The following is a 14,545-nucleotide window of genomic DNA, read 5'->3' as shown; positions in this document are numbered from 1 at the left end:
CACCGGCCACGCACCGCACGGACGTGGTGGACTGTCCCCATGGACGAGTCGGTGTCGCAGGCCGAGCGGGAGGACGTCGCCCTGCTCACCGGCCCGGAGGCGGCGGAGATCCTGCGCGCGGCCCTCGCCGCGGAGGGCGCCACACTGGGGCCCTGGCGGGTGCACACCGTCCACCACCGGCCCGGTGCGGGCGTCACGGTCGGCTACACCGTGCGCACCCGGGACGGGGCACCGGACGACTACCTGTGCGCGACCACCGGCCGGGTGACCACCGCGCCGGGGGAGGGGCTGGTCCGGCTCGAGAACGGCCGCAGCGTCGTCCACGTCTGGCGACACCCCGCCGACCCCGAGCTGCCCGCACTCGCCGACGCGTGCTCGCCGAGCGGGCTCGCCCGGCGGCTGCGCCTCGCCGACCCGCCGGCCGTCGAGCTGCTCGCCTACCGCCCCCTGCGCCGCGCCGTCGTCCGGGCGCGCGGCGCCGACCTGCCCGACGGCGAGGTCTACGCCAAGGTGGTGCGCCCCAAGACGCTGCGCGACCTGGAGGCGCGGCACCGCATGCTCACCGCCGCCGGGGTCCCGGCACCCCGGGTGCTCCTCGCCGACGAGGACGGCCTGCTCGCCATCCGGGCCGGCACCGGGACCTCCCTGGCCAACGACCTGGCCCGCGGGATGGAGAGCTCCCGCGCCCGCGGAGTGCTGGAGGACGTCGTCGCCGTCCTCGACCACCTGCCACGGGAGGCGGTCGAGTTGCCCCGGCGGCCGGCGTGGGCGGAACGCGCCCGGCACTACGCGCACGCCGCCAGCGTCGTGCTGCCGGAGCACCGCGCACGCATCGAGGCGCTGGCCGACGGCGTGGAGGCCGCGCTGGCCCGGACCGACCCCGGGCCGGTGGTCCCCACCCACGGCGACCTCTACGAGGCGAACCTGCTCATGACCGACGGGCGGGTGAGCACCCTGCTCGACGTCGACGCCCTGGGCCCGGGGCACCGCGTCGACGACCTCGCCTGCCTCCTCGCCCACGTCAGCGTGCTGCCCCACCTCGCGCCGCTGACGTACCCGGCCGTGCCCGCCGTGCTGGAGACGTGGACCGCGATGTGCGCCCGCTGGGTGGACCCGGGGGCGCTGCACGCCCGCGCGGCCGGCGTCGTGCTCTCGCTCATCGCCGGGGCCCGCCGCGGGGGAGCCGCGGACTGGCGGGCGGACGCCGAGGGGCGTCTGGCCGAGGCCGAGCGCTGGCTGGCCGGGGCCCGCCGCGCCTCATGAGAGCCCTCTCATCTTTTCCTCCTCGCGCTCTCATCTTCGTCGGTTCTGCTGAGGTGGGGTGCCGTGGGCGCACCGGGAGGAGGAACGGGCATGAACAGGCGACGGTGGGTCACGACGGGGGTGCTCGGCGTCCTCGGTGTGGGGGCGGCGAGCTGGGCGGCGGCCGCGGTCAACGCCCCGCCGCGGACCGACACCGAGCTGCCCGCCGTGCGGCTGGAGGCACCGGAGTCGCCGTCGCCGGCGGCGGAACCGACGCCGGACACCCGCGCCACCGACCCGGCGTCCCCCGACGCGAGGAGCGCGACGACCGCACGGACGGCGACGTCGGCGGCGACGCCCGACCGCGCGCCCGGGGAGACCCGCACCCAGGCCCCGGCCCAGCAGCAGCCGGCCCGCACCCCGGCGCCCGCCCAGACGCAGCGTCCGCAGCCGGCGCGCACCCAGGCACCGGCTCAGGACACCGCGCCCACCGCCGTCTCCGCGCCGACACCGGTGAGCGCGGACACCGTGGACAGCCCGGCGAGCCCGCCCTCGGCCGACTCCGCCGACTGATGAGAGAACCCTCATCACCTCCTCCTCGTGGTCTCACCTCGGCCCGGTTGAGTAGGGGACATCAGGAAGAGCAGGCCCCCGAGGCCCACGAGACACAGGAGTGATGGAGAGATGAACCGTCGACACGGATGGGTGGTCACCGGAGCCCTCGGCGCGGTCGCCGTGCTCGGTGGGAGCATCGTGAGCGCCACGGCCGACGAGCCGCGTGAGGACTCCCTTCCCGGCATCGACCTCGCGGCCGAGGAGACGGCCGGGCCCTCCACCCGGGAGAAGGCGACCGCCGCGACGAGGACCGCGGCCGCGGACACCCGCGCGACGGACCCTGCCTCCCCGACCGCCGGCTCCGCCGTGACGGCCCAGACCGCCGTCAGCGCCCAGAGCGCCCGCTCCGCGGTGAGCGCGCAGAGCGCCCGCACCGCCGTGAGCGCGCCGAGCGCCCAGACGCCCCGGTCACCTGCCACGCCGCCGAGCCCGGCCAGCCCGCAGAGCCCGGCCAGCCCGCAGAGCCCGGCGACGCCCCCGAGCCCGCAGAGCGCGGCCAGCCCGAACACGGCCGACAGCCCTGTCTCGGCCCCGTCGCCGGTCTCGGCCGACTCCGCCGACTGACCTCCACGCCCAGCGGCCCGGCACCCCACGGTGCCGGGCCGCTGCGCTGTGTCCGTACGGCGCCGTTGCCGGGAACCGGGCCCTCGCTGGGAGGTGGGCTGTCGGTGGGAGGTGGGGCGCCGCGGGCGGAGGCCCTCAGCGGGTGACGTCGACGAGGCGGTAACCCATGCCGCGGACCGTGACGATGCGTTCCGCACCGACCTTCTTGCGCAGGTAGCGCACGTAGACGTCGACGACGTTGGAGCCCGGGTCGAAGTCGTACCCCCACACCCGGTCGAGCAGCTGCTCACGGCTGAGCACCTGGCCCGGGTGGGACAGGAACGTCTCCAACAGCGAGAACTCCCGCGCGGAGAGCTCCACCTCCGCGCGGGCCACCGTCGCGGTCCGGGTGCGCAGGTCGAGCGACAGGTCGCCGTAGGACAGCACCGAGGTGTCGGCACCCTGCTCGCCCGCGCGCAGCCGCAGCCGGATCCGGGCGAGCAGCTCCTGGAACCGGAACGGCTTGGGCATGTAGTCGTCGGCGCCGCCCTCCAGGCCGGCGACGGTGTCGTCGACCGAGGTGCGCGCGGTGAGGATGATCACGGGCAGTGTCGAGCCGCTCTCCCGGAGCCGGCGCAGCACGGTGAAGCCGTCGATGTCGGGCAGCCCGATGTCGAGCACGAGGAGCTGGAAGTCCCCGCTCAGCGCCAGGACCAGCGCCTCCTGGCCGGTCGTCACCGCGGTGGAGGCGTACCCGGCGGCACGCAGCCCCTTGGTGATGAACGAGGAGATCCCCGGCTCGTCCTCGGCGATGAGAATCTGCGACACTACCTGGCTCCGTCCTGGTCGGTGAGTTCCGTGGTGACCTCGTCGGGGTCGACGACGACCTCGTCGTCGGCGAGCGTGCTCGGCCGCAACCCCGGTGCGGGGAGCAGCAGCGTGAAGCGCGAGCCGCGGCCGACCTGCGAGCTCACCGTCACCCGCCCGCCGTGTGCTGCCGCGATGGCGGCGACGATCGACAGCCCCAGGCCCGAGCCGGACCGCGGCCGGCCGTGCGGCCCGGTGACCTGGGCGAAGCGGTCGAAGACGCGGTCCACCTGGTCGGGCGGGATGCCGATGCCCTCGTCCTCGACCCACAGCGCGACGTCGCCGTCCCGCAGGGCCGCCCCGAGCCGGACCGTGCTGCCCTCCTCGGAGAACTTCACCGCGTTGGCGGCGAGCTGGAGGAGCGCCTGCGTCACCCGCTCCTGGTCGAGCGGCACGACCGCCTCGACCCGTTCGGTCAGCCGCCAGTAGCGTCGCCCGAGCTGTCGTGCCTGGTCGAGCACGTTGTCGAGCAGGGGAGCGAGGTCGGTGGGCTCCTTGCGGACGAAGTCCGGCGCCTCGGACTTGGCGAGCAGGACGAGGTCGTCGGCCAGCCGGTGCATCCGGTCGAGCTCACGCAGGGCGAGCTCGCGGGTGTCGGCGGCGTCCTGCGGGTCGGCCGGGTCCATGAGCTCCAGGTGCCCGCGGACGATGGTGATCGGGGTGCGCAGCTCGTGCCCGGCGTCGTCGAGGAGCCTGCGCTGGGACCGGAACGCGGTGTCGAGCCGGTCGAGCATGTCGTTGAAGGTGCGCGCGAGCTCGGACAGGTCGTCGTCGCCGTCGACGGGGATGCGCCGGGACAGGTCGGTGTCGCTGATCTGCCCGGCCGTCTCGCGCAGCGTGCGCAGCGGTCGCAGCAGGCGGCCGGAGAGCACCCAGGCGACGACGGCGAGGAGGGCGAGGGAGGCGACGGCGACGATCGCGTAGGTCCGGAAGGTGTCGCCGACCGCCGACCGCAGGGCGCCCCGGTCGAAGGCGAGCACGATCGAACCGGGGGTGGAGTCGCCCACCTGGACCGGGATGCCCGCGTAGCGGTACTCCCGCTGCGCGGTCCGGATGGTGTCGAAGACCACCCCGTCGGCGGTCCACGTGTCGGCGACCGCGTCCACGAACTCCGGGTCCTGCGCCAGCGGCACCCCGATGTCCTGGGTCCGGTAGCGCAGGTCGTCCCGGGCGAAGGCGACCATGCCCTCGTAGGGGGCGGGCACCTCCCTGCTCATCATGGTGTAGAGCAGCCGGCCGGTCTCCTGGAACGACTCGCCGGTCTCGGGGTCCACCCCGGTCTCCGCGAGCGTGACCAGCTCGGCGTAGGTGCGCTCGAGCGCTCCCTGGATGTCACGGTCGACCTGCCGCAGCTGCAGCGCCCAGGCGGTGCCACCGGCGGCCGCCAGCGCCAGCGCGCTGAGCACGACCACGGTCGCCAGGATGCGGGACCGGACCGTCAGGGGGCGGCGACGAGGAGGTGGCACCCGTCCAGTATCGAGGACGGGGATGAGACGGGGATGAGAGTCGGGCGCCCGGACGGCGTGCGCACCGTGGGGTCAGCGGAGCAGCTCCTGGATGCGCCCGATGCCCTCGACGAGGTCGTCCATCCCCAGGGCATAGCTCAGCCGGAGGTAGCCGCTCGGGCCGAACGCCTCACCGGGCACGACCGCCACCTCGACCTCGTCGAGGATGAGGGCCGCCAGCTCCGCGGACGTCTGCGGGGTCCGGCCCCGGATGGTGCGGCCCAGCACGCCCTCGACGTTCGGGTAGGCGTAGAACGCGCCGCGCGGCGTGGGGACCTCCACCCCGTCGATGTCCCGCAGCATGCGCACCATGGTGCGCCGCCGCTCGTCGAAGGCCGCCCGCATCGTCTCCACCGCGGACAGGTCGCCGGACACCGCGGCCAGCGCCGCGCGCTGGGAGACGTTGGCGACGTTCGAGGTGAGGTGGGACTGGAGGTTGGTCGCGGCCTTGACGACGTCGGCCGGGCCGACCATCCAGCCCACCCGCCATCCGGTCATCGCGTAGGTCTTGGCCACCCCGTTGAGCACGATCGTCGTGTCCGCGAGCTCGGGCACCGCCCGCAGCATCGGCGTGAAGACGGCGTCGTCGTAGACGAGGTGCTCGTAGATCTCGTCGGTGACCACCCACACGCCGTGCTCGTGCGCCCAGCGGCCGATCGCCGCGGTCTGCTCGGGGGAGTAGACGGCGCCGGTCGGGTTCGACGGCGAGCAGAAGAGCAGCGCCTTGGTCCGCGGCGTGCGGGCGGCCTCGAGCTGCTCGACCGTGACGAGGTAGTCCTGGTCCGACCCGGCGAACACCTCCACCGGCGTGCCCCCGGCCAGCGCGATGGCCTCGGGGTAGGTGGTCCAGTACGGGGAGGGCAGCAGCACCTCGTCACCCGGGTCGACGACGGCGGCGAACGCCTGGTAGACGGCCTGCTTGCCGCCGTTGGTGACGAGCACGTGGTCGGGGGAGACCTCGTACCCCGAGTCGCGCAGCGTCTTGGCCGCGATCGCCTCCCGGAGCGCCGGCAGCCCCTTGGCCGGGGAGTAGCGGTGGTTCACCGGGTCCTGGGCCGCCGCCACCGCCGCCTCGACGATGTACTGCGGCGTGGGGAAGTCCGGCTCGCCGGCGCCGAAGCCGATGACCGGCCGGCCCGCGGCCTTGAGCGCCTTCGCCTTGGCGTCCACGGCGAGGGTCGCGGACTCGGCGATCGCCGAGAGCCGTGCCGACACGCGCCGGCGGGTGGGGGTGGTCGGGTTGATGGTCTCGTCGCTCACCCCGCTATGGTGGCACGGCGAGCCTCCCGGCGACCCGGCCGTCCACGTCGCAAGCAACGTTGCAACGTGGGGCGCGACGAGTATCACGGAGGGTCGGGTTCGACCCAGGGGCCCCGGACGCGTACACTCTTCCCCTGGTGGCTTCCGGCTGCCAGGCTGGACCATGCGCTCGTCCGTCCCGGACGGGGCCGCAGGGGCCGACCTGGCACGGAGGCCAGTGAAGGGCAGTGGCGCAATTGGCAGCGCACCGGTCTCCAAAACCGGCGGTTGTGGGTTCGAGTCCCACCTGCCCTGCAGCGAGTGACATCAGCGTGACGTCCTCGGTCCAGTGATCCAGATCAGTGAGGAAGCCCGCCAGTGAGTGAGTCCGCGAGCACGACATCGGGTAGGCCCGAGCGTGCCGGCCGCGGTCCGGCAGGCGCCGAGGCGGCGAAGAAGCGCGGCCTCTTCGCCCGGATCGCGCTGTTCGTCCGCCAGGTGATCGCCGAGCTGAAGAAGGTCGTCCGGCCGACCCGCAACGAGCTGTTCACGTTCTTCGTCGTCGTCATCGTCTTCGTGCTCGCGGTGATGGCCTACGTAGGCCTCGTCGACCTGGGCTTCGGACGACTCGCGCTGTGGGTCTTCGGCGGCTGAGCCGCGCCCGCAGCTGAACTACGACGCAGAAAGTTGGTGACCTTCGTGACTGAGGAGACCGTGCACCCCACGGCCCCGGACGAGGCCCCAGAGGACGACGCCACGACGCTCCCGGGCGCGGAGGCTCAGACCGACGCCGCACAGGAGGAGAGCGCGGCCGCCGGCGAGGACGCGACCCCGACCGACGACGCCGCGGTGGACGCCGCCGAGGAGGCCGAGGGGGCCGACGAGCTCTCGCCCGAGGAGGAGTTCCGCCGCGAGCTGCGCACCCTGCCCGGCCAGTGGTACGTCGTGCACTCCTACGCGGGCTACGAGAAGCGCGTCAAGGCGAACCTCGAGAACCGCATCCAGAGCCTCAACATGGAGGACTACATCTTCCAGGTCGAGGTCCCGATGGAGGACGTCGTCGAGATCAAGAACTCCCAGCGCAAGCTGGTCAGCCGGGTCCGGATCCCGGGCTACGTGCTCGTGCGGATGGACCTGACCGACGAGTCGTGGGGCGCGGTGCGCCACACGCCCGGTGTCACCGGTTTCGTCGGCCACACCCACCAGCCGGTGCCGCTGACGGAGGACGAGGTCTTCTCGATGCTCGCCCCCTCGCTCGCGCCGAAGGAGACGGCCAAGGCCGAGTCCGGCGCCGGCGCACCGAGCACCCCGATCGAGGTGGAGTTCTCCGTCGGCGAGTCCGTCACCGTCACCGACGGGCCCTTCGAGACGCTTCCCGCGACGATCTCCGAGATCAGCCCGGAGTCCCAGAAGCTCAAGGTGCTCGTGTCGATCTTCGGCCGGGAGACCCCGGTCGAGCTGTCGTTCTCGCAGGTCGCCAAGATCTGAGCGGACGACTCCCCGGTGCACGCCGCTGCGGCACCGGGCCTTGGTAACGAGGCACCGGCGGTCACCGGTGCCCAGGAACACGAAGGACGCACAATGCCTCCCAAGAAGAAGGTTGCAGGCCTGATCAAGCTCCAGATCCAGGCCGGCGCCGCGACCCCCGCCCCGCCCATCGGGCCGGCACTGGGTCAGCACGGCGTGAACATCATGGAGTTCTGCAAGGCGTACAACGCGGCGACCGAGTCGCAGCGTGGGAACGTCATCCCGGTGGAGATCACGGTTTACGAGGACCGGTCCTTCACCTTCATCACCAAGACCCCTCCGGCCGCCGAGCTCATCAAGAAGGCGGCGGGCGTGGGTAAGGGCTCCGGCACCCCGCACACCGCGAAGGTCGGCTCCCTCACCCAGGCGCAGGTCCGCGAGATCGCCGAGACGAAGATGGCCGACCTCAACGCCAACGACGTCGACGCCGCCGCGAAGATCATCGCCGGCACCGCCCGCTCCATGGGCATCACCATCTCGGACTGAAGGCAGGACGCACCGCGTCCACCGTTCCCGGCGCCTTTCGTGCGCCAGTGGCAGGGTCCGCGCGGACCCGCAGACCACACCTGCTGATAGGAGAAGCAGCATGACCACGCGCAGCAAGAACTACCGCCGGGCGGCGGAGAAGATCGACCGCTCGCGGCTCTACCCGCCGCTCGAGGCCGTCCGCCTCGCCAAGGAGGGTGCGAACACCAAGTTCGACTCCACCGTGGAGGTCGCCTTCCGGCTCGGCGTCGACCCCCGCAAGGCCGACCAGATGGTCCGCGGGACCGTCAGCCTGCCGCACGGCACCGGCAAGTCGGCACGCGTCATCGTCTTCGCCACCGGTGAGCGGGCGGCGCAGGCGGAGGCCGCCGGCGCCGACGAGGTCGGTGGCGACGAGCTCATCGAGAAGGTCGCCGGCGGCTACACGGACTTCGACGCCGCCGTCGCGACCCCGGACCTCATGGGCAAGGTCGGCCGCCTCGGCCGCGTGCTCGGTCCCCGCGGCCTCATGCCGAACCCGAAGACCGGCACGGTGACCATGGACGTCGCCAAGGCGGTCAACGAGATCAAGGGCGGCCGGATCGAGTTCCGCGTCGACAAGCACGCCAACCTCCACTTCATCATCGGCAAGGCGTCCTTCTCCGACGAGCAGCTCGTGGAGAACTACGCCGCCGCGCTGGAGGAGATCCTGCGCCTCAAGCCGTCCTCCGCGAAGGGCCGGTACATCACCAAGGCGACGGTCTCCACGACGATGGGCCCGGGTGTCCCGCTCGACGCGACGCTCACCCGGAACCTCACCACGGAGAACCCCTCCTGAGCTGAGCTCTCACCGCAGCGCCCCCGGCCCCCGGCCGGGGGCGCTCGGCGTCTGCGGGGCGCCGGCGTCTGCGGGGCCCGGGGTGGGCTGCCGACGTGCCGGCTCCTCCCGCGTCGCTGCTCCATCCCGATCCCCGCTCGTCCCACCGCCCAGGGGCGGCCGAGGGCACGGGCGACTCGCCCGCCGGGGCGGACGACGGCGTACACCGTGTGCTCTCGGGCACACCGGCCGGGGCGGGCTTGGCCCCGGGGCGGCGGGCGCGGTACTGTTGCCGTTGCCGAAGACCGCCGGTCTCCCGTCTGCCATGACGGGACGAAGTCCGCTAGCGCGGAGCCAGCGCAGGTGACCATGGAACCGCCGCCCCTCGCGGATGTGCGCCCCGTGCGAACCTGCGCGGGGCTTTTTCGTTGCTCGTGGACGTCACCGCCGGCGTCACGACCGAAAAGGAGGGCCATGGCGAGGCCTGACAAGGTGGCAGCAGTCACCGAGCTCACGCGCCAGCTGCGTGAGGCGAACGCCGTCGTGCTCACCGAGTACCGCGGGCTCAGCGTCGGCCAGCTCAAGGAGCTGCGCCGCTCGCTCAGCGCCAACGCAAGCTACGCCGTGGTGAAGAACACGCTGACCGCCATCGCGGCCCGCGAGGCCGGCCTCGAGGAGCTCGAGAGCCAGCTGACCGGCCCGACGGCGATCGCCTTCGTGTCCGGGGAGCCGGTCGAGGCGGCCAAGGGTCTGCGTGACTTCGCCAAGGACAACCCCCAGCTCATCATCAAGGGCGGAGTGCTCGAGGGGCGGATGCTGTCGGCGGAGGACGTCGACAAGCTCGCCAGCCTCGAGAGCCGCGAGGTGCTGCTGGGCAAGGCCGCCGGCGCGTTCAAGGCAGCGCTCTACCAGGCTGCGTACATGTTCACCGCGCCGGCCACCAAGGCTGCGCGCACCATCGAGGCCCTGCGCGAGAAGCAGGCCGCCGAGGCCGCCTGAGGCCCCGGCACGCTCACCCCACCCTGCTCCACGCGTAACGACCCGCAGGGACAACCCAGGAAGGAACGCCCAACATGGCGAAGCTCAGCACCGAAGAGCTCATCGAGGCTTTCAAGGAGCTCACCCTCATCGAGCTCTCCGAGTTCGTGAAGCAGTTCGAGGAGACCTTCGAGGTCACCGCTGCTGCTCCGGTCGCGGTTGCCGCGGCCGGCGCCCCGGCCGCCGGTGGCGGCGACGCCGGTGGTGCCGCGGAGGAGGAGAAGTCGGAGTTCGACGTCATCCTCGAGGCCATCGGCGACAAGAAGATCCAGGTCATCAAGGAGGTCCGCGCGCTCACCAGCCTCGGCCTCAAGGAGGCCAAGGACCTCGTCGACTCCGCCCCCAAGGCCGTGCTCGAGGGCGTCGACAAGGAGGCCGCGGACAAGGCCAAGGAGGCCCTCGAGGGCGCCGGCGCCACCGTCGCCATCAAGTGACCTCACCCTGACCGGCGCCCCCAGGGCGCTGCCACGGCCCGGTACCCCCACAGGGTGCCGGGCCGTCGGCGTCCTTCGGACCCGCGCCGCGGGGGAGCCGGTCCGCTGCGTGCGACGGTGGTCACGCACGGGCGACGGCGCCCATTGCGACACCCGCGGCGCGCCGCCACTTCCCGCCACCGCGCCGATGGCGTAAGGTGGGCGCCGTCGGGAACGGAGCGCGATGGTGCGCTGGACTCCCCCCTGCCCACCCGTGTATGCTGTCGCTTTGCGCTGGCCTCCGCCTGCCCACCTGCCGCCCCGACCACCTTCAGCCCGTCGACCGGGGCGAGCGGCGTGAACCAGGCGCCGGCGGCGCAGTGTGCACACAATTCGCAGGGAAGGACACCCTTTGGCTGCCTCGCGCACCCCTTCTGTTCCCACCGCTGAAGCCATCGCTGCACGGACCACCTCGCGCCGTGTCTCGTTCGCCAAGATCCACGAGCCGCTCCAGGCCCCCGACCTGCTGGGCCTGCAGATCGAGAGCTTCGACTGGCTGCTCGGCAACCCCGCCTGGCGCGAACGCGTCGCCGCCGCCATCGAGCGCGGCGAGAAGAACATCCCGCAGACCTCGGGCCTGGAGGAGATCTTCAACGAGATCTCCCCGATCGAGGACTTCGGGCAGTCCATGTCGCTCTCCTTCAACGACCACCGCTTCGAGCCGCCGAAGTACACCCCGGAGGAGTGCAAGGAGAAGGACTTCACCTACGCGGCCCCGCTCTTCGTCACCGCGGAGTTCACCAACTACGAGACCGGCGAGATCAAGTCGCAGACGGTCTTCATGGGCGACTTCCCGCTGATGACCGAGCGTGGCACGTTCATCATCAACGGCACCGAGCGGGTCGTCGTCTCCCAGCTCGTCCGCTCGCCCGGCGTCTACTTCGAGCGCACCGCGGACAAGACGTCCGACAAGGACATCTTCACCACCAAGATCATCCCCTCCCGCGGCGCGTGGCTCGAGTTCGAGATCGACAAGCGCGACGCCGTGGGCATCCGCATCGACCGCAAGCGCAAGCAGTCGATCACCGTCTTCCTCCGCGCCCTCGGCATGACCGAGAGCGAGATCCGGGAGGAGTTCGCCGACTACCCGGTGCTGCTCGAGACCCTCGAGAAGGACAACGTCAGCACCCAGGACGAGGCGCTCCTCGACATCTACCGCAAGGTGCGCCCGGGCGAGCCGCCGACGGTCGAGGCCGGCCGCAACCTGCTGGAGAACTACTACTTCAACCCCAAGCGCTACGACCTGGCCAAGGTCGGCCGCTACAAGCTCAACAAGAAGCTCGGCACCAACGCCGACCTCAGCGAGTCCGTGCTCAGCCTCGAGGACATCAAGGCGGCCGTGCGCTACCTCCTCGCCCTGCACAAGGGGGAGAAGGAGTACACCGTCGAGCACGACGGCGAGCAGGTCACCGTGCGTGTGGAGACCGACGACATCGACCACTTCGGCAACCGCCGCATCCGGTCCGTCGGCGAGCTCATCCAGAACCAGATCCGCACCGGCCTGTCCCGGATGGAACGGGTCGTGCGCGAGCGGATGACCACCCAGGACGTCGAGGCCATCACGCCGCAGACGCTCATCAACATCCGGCCGGTCGTCGCCTCCATCAAGGAGTTCTTCGGCACCTCCCAGCTGTCGCAGTTCATGGACCAGAACAACCCGCTGGCCGGGCTGACGCACAAGCGTCGTCTCAACGCCCTGGGCCCGGGTGGTCTGTCCCGTGACCGCGCGGCGATGGAGGTCCGCGACGTCCACCCGTCGCACTACGGCCGCATGTGCCCGATCGAGACCCCCGAGGGTCCGAACATCGGTCTCATCGGCTCGCTGGCGACCTTCGCCCGGATCAACCCGTTCGGGTTCGTCGAGACCCCGTACCGCCGGGTCGTCGACGGCCGGGTGACCGACGAGGTCGACTACCTCACCGCCGACGACGAGGACCGCTACGTCATCGCGCAGGCCAACGCCAAGCTCGACGACGACGGCAACTTCATCGAGGACCAGGTCCTCGTGCGCGCCAGCGGCGGTGGTGGCGAGATGGCCACCGTCCCGCCGGAGGAGATCGACTACATGGACGTCTCCGCGCGTCAGATGGTCTCCGTCGCCACCGCGATGATCCCGTTCCTCGAGCACGACGACGCGAACCGGGCGCTCATGGGCGCCAACATGCAGCGGCAGGCGGTGCCGCTCGTGCGCAGCGAGGCCCCGCTCGTCGGGACCGGGCTCGAGCGGCGCGCGGCGGTCGACGCCGGCGACGTCATCATCGCCAGCAAGGCCGGTGTCGTCACCGAGGTCTCCGCGGACGCCATCCACGTGGCCGCCGACGACGGCACCAACCAGGTCTACCGCGTCGCCAAGTTCCGCCGCTCCAACCAGGGCACCTCCTACAACCAGCGGGTGCTCGTCGACGAGGGCGACCGCGTCGAGGTCGGCTCCGCGCTGGCCGACGGCCCGGCCACCGACGAGGGCGAGCTCGCGCTCGGCAAGAACCTCCTCGTCGCGTTCATGTCGTGGGAGGGCCACAACTACGAGGACGCGATCATCCTGTCCCAGCGCCTCGTGTCGGAGGACGTCCTCACCTCGATCCACATCGAGGAGCACGAGGTCGACGCCCGCGACACCAAGCTGGGCCCGGAGGAGATCACCCGGGACATCCCCAACGTGTCGGAGGACGTGCTCGCCGACCTCGACGAGCGCGGCATCATCCGCATCGGCGCCGAGGTCTCGGCCGGTGACATCCTCGTCGGCAAGGTCACCCCGAAGGGTGAGACCGAGCTGACCAGCGAGGAGCGCCTCCTGCGGGCGATCTTCGGTGAGAAGGCGCGCGAGGTCCGTGACACCTCCCTCAAGGTGCCCCACGGCGAGTCCGGGACCGTCATCGGCATCCAGGAGTTCAACGCGGACGAGGACGACGAGCTGCCCGCCGGCGTCAACCAGATGGTGCGCGTCTACATCGCCCAGCGCCGCAAGGTGCAGGACGGTGACAAGCTCGCCGGCCGCCACGGCAACAAGGGCGTCATCGCCAAGATCCTGCCCGTGGAGGACATGCCGTTCCTCGAGGACGGCACGCCCGTCGACATCATCCTCAACCCGCTGGGCGTGCCCGGCCGGATGAACATCGGCCAGGTGCTGGAGACCCACCTCGGATGGGTGGCCAAGCACGGCTGGGACGCCACCGACGCACCGCGCGGCGAGGGCACGTGGACCGAGGACCTGCCGGAGGAGGCCCTCAAGGGCGAGCCCGGCACCCCGGTCGCCACGCCGGTCTTCGACGGCATCCACGAGCACGAGCTCACCGGTCTGCTCGAGCACACCCTGCCCAACCGGGACGGTGAGCGGCTCGTCGGTACCGACGGCAAGGCCCGCCTCTTCGACGGCCGCTCCGGTGAGCCGTTCCCCGAGCCGGTCTCCGTCGGCTACATGTACATCCTCAAGCTCCACCACCTCGTGGACGACAAGATCCACGCCCGGTCCACCGGCCCGTACTCCATGATCACCCAGCAGCCGCTGGGCGGTAAGGCACAGTTCGGTGGCCAGCGCTTCGGTGAGATGGAGGTGTGGGCCCTGGAGGCCTACGGCGCCGCCTACGCGCTGCAGGAGCTCCTCACCATCAAGTCCGACGACATCCCCGGACGGGTCAAGGTCTACGAGGCCATCGTCAAGGGCGAGAACATCCCCGAGCCCGGCATCCCCGAGTCCTTCAAGGTGCTCATGAAGGAGATGCAGTCGCTCTGCCTGAACGTCGAGGCGCTCGACGCGGAGGGCAACGCCATCGAGCTGCGTGACTCGGACGAGGAGGTGTACCGGGCCGCCGACGAGCTCGGTATCGACCTCTCCCGCCGTCCGGACGCCAGCAGCGTCGACGACATCTAGTGGCCGCGGCCGCCGTGGCCCTGCGCCACGGCGGCCCCGCCGGCCCAGTATGAGTTCCACACGGTGACGCACCGAAGGAAGTAGGAAACCTTGCTCGACGTCAATGTCTTCGACCAGCTCCACATCGGGCTGGCCACGGCAGCGGATATCCGTGGCTGGTCGTACGGAGAGGTCAAGAAGCCCGAGACGATCAACTACCGCACGCTGAAGCCGGAGAAGGACGGCCTGTTCTGCGAGCGGATCTTCGGTCCCACGCGGGACTGGGAGTGCAACTGCGGCAAGTACAAGCGTGTGCGCTACAAGGGCATCATCTGCGAGCGCTGCGGTGTCGAGGTCACGCGCTCCA

Annotated in this window: 14 protein-coding genes and 1 tRNA gene; 12 read left to right on the top strand and 3 right to left on the bottom strand. The window is 71.5% G+C overall.

The annotated features are described in order from the left end of the window. Positions 1 to 39: 39 nt before the first annotated feature. From Q0195_RS13165 to Q0195_RS13155, 3 genes are all read left to right on the top strand, one after another. The gene (locus Q0195_RS13165) at positions 40 to 1,263 is read left to right on the top strand and encodes an aminoglycoside phosphotransferase family protein (RefSeq protein ID WP_299279282.1); all 1,224 of its coding nucleotides are present in this window, start codon (positions 40 to 42) and stop codon (positions 1,261 to 1,263) included. Positions 1,264 to 1,353: 90 nt separating this feature from the next. After that, the gene (locus Q0195_RS13160) at positions 1,354 to 1,815 is read left to right on the top strand and encodes a hypothetical protein (protein WP_299279281.1); all 462 of its coding nucleotides are present in this window, start codon (positions 1,354 to 1,356) and stop codon (positions 1,813 to 1,815) included. 111 nt (positions 1,816 to 1,926) lie between these two features. Then, positions 1,927 to 2,421 carry a hypothetical protein gene (locus tag Q0195_RS13155; RefSeq protein WP_299279279.1) on the top strand — a complete coding sequence of 165 codons (495 nt, stop codon included), beginning with the start codon at positions 1,927 to 1,929 and terminating at the stop codon, positions 2,419 to 2,421. Positions 2,422 to 2,556: 135 nt separating this feature from the next. On the opposite strand, the gene Q0195_RS13150 is transcribed toward Q0195_RS13155, so the two are convergent. From Q0195_RS13150 to Q0195_RS13140, 3 genes are all read right to left on the bottom strand, one after another. Beyond that, positions 2,557 to 3,228, bottom strand: coding sequence for a response regulator transcription factor (locus Q0195_RS13150; RefSeq protein ID WP_299279277.1), 672 nt, complete (start codon positions 3,226 to 3,228; stop codon positions 2,557 to 2,559). Then, the gene (locus tag Q0195_RS13145) at positions 3,228 to 4,679 is read right to left on the bottom strand and encodes a HAMP domain-containing sensor histidine kinase (protein WP_299279275.1); all 1,452 of its coding nucleotides are present in this window, start codon (positions 4,677 to 4,679) and stop codon (positions 3,228 to 3,230) included. The genes Q0195_RS13150 and Q0195_RS13145 overlap by 1 nt, the downstream gene beginning before the upstream one ends. 126 nt (positions 4,680 to 4,805) lie before the next feature. Continuing rightward, positions 4,806 to 6,032 (bottom strand): pyridoxal phosphate-dependent aminotransferase, encoded by a 1,227-nt coding sequence (locus Q0195_RS13140; protein ID WP_299279273.1) that lies wholly within the window; start codon positions 6,030 to 6,032, stop codon positions 4,806 to 4,808. 221 nt (positions 6,033 to 6,253) lie between these two features. Between Q0195_RS13140 and Q0195_RS13135 the strand changes: the two genes are divergently transcribed. The 9 genes from Q0195_RS13135 to Q0195_RS13095 form a co-directional block, all read left to right on the top strand. After that, positions 6,254 to 6,326: transfer RNA gene (locus tag Q0195_RS13135), tRNA-Trp, on the top strand. Positions 6,327 to 6,389: 63 nt separating this feature from the next. Continuing rightward, positions 6,390 to 6,665, top strand: coding sequence for a preprotein translocase subunit SecE (gene secE, locus Q0195_RS13130; protein ID WP_299279272.1), 276 nt, complete (start codon positions 6,390 to 6,392; stop codon positions 6,663 to 6,665). 45 nt (positions 6,666 to 6,710) lie between these two features. Beyond that, positions 6,711 to 7,499: a transcription termination/antitermination protein NusG gene (nusG, locus tag Q0195_RS13125; protein WP_299279270.1), complete on the top strand. Its 789-nt coding sequence runs from the start codon at positions 6,711 to 6,713 to the stop codon at positions 7,497 to 7,499. A gap of 93 nt (positions 7,500 to 7,592) precedes the next feature. After that, positions 7,593 to 8,024, top strand: a complete 432-nt coding sequence (gene rplK, locus Q0195_RS13120; protein ID WP_299279268.1) for a 50S ribosomal protein L11 — start codon at positions 7,593 to 7,595, stop codon at positions 8,022 to 8,024. Positions 8,025 to 8,124: 100 nt separating this feature from the next. Beyond that, positions 8,125 to 8,841, top strand: coding sequence for a 50S ribosomal protein L1 (rplA, locus tag Q0195_RS13115; RefSeq protein ID WP_299279266.1), 717 nt, complete (start codon positions 8,125 to 8,127; stop codon positions 8,839 to 8,841). Positions 8,842 to 9,294: 453 nt separating this feature from the next. After that, entirely contained in the window at positions 9,295 to 9,819 is a 525-nt protein-coding gene (gene rplJ, locus Q0195_RS13110) for a 50S ribosomal protein L10 (protein WP_299279265.1), read from the top strand. A gap of 74 nt (positions 9,820 to 9,893) precedes the next feature. Further along, positions 9,894 to 10,292: a 50S ribosomal protein L7/L12 gene (gene rplL / locus Q0195_RS13105; protein ID WP_299279263.1), complete on the top strand. Its 399-nt coding sequence runs from the start codon at positions 9,894 to 9,896 to the stop codon at positions 10,290 to 10,292. Between the two features lie 391 nt (positions 10,293 to 10,683). Then, positions 10,684 to 14,199, top strand: coding sequence for a DNA-directed RNA polymerase subunit beta (rpoB, locus tag Q0195_RS13100; RefSeq protein ID WP_299279262.1), 3,516 nt, complete (start codon positions 10,684 to 10,686; stop codon positions 14,197 to 14,199). A gap of 90 nt (positions 14,200 to 14,289) precedes the next feature. Beyond that, a partial coding sequence (locus tag Q0195_RS13095; RefSeq protein WP_299279261.1) for a hypothetical protein occupies positions 14,290 to 14,545 on the top strand: 256 nt, incomplete at its 3' end.

The organism is uncultured Georgenia sp. (assembly GCF_937958535.1).
GTDB lineage: Bacteria > Actinomycetota > Actinomycetes > Actinomycetales > Actinomycetaceae > Oceanitalea.
This window is presented reverse-complemented; position numbering and strand designations above follow the sequence as displayed.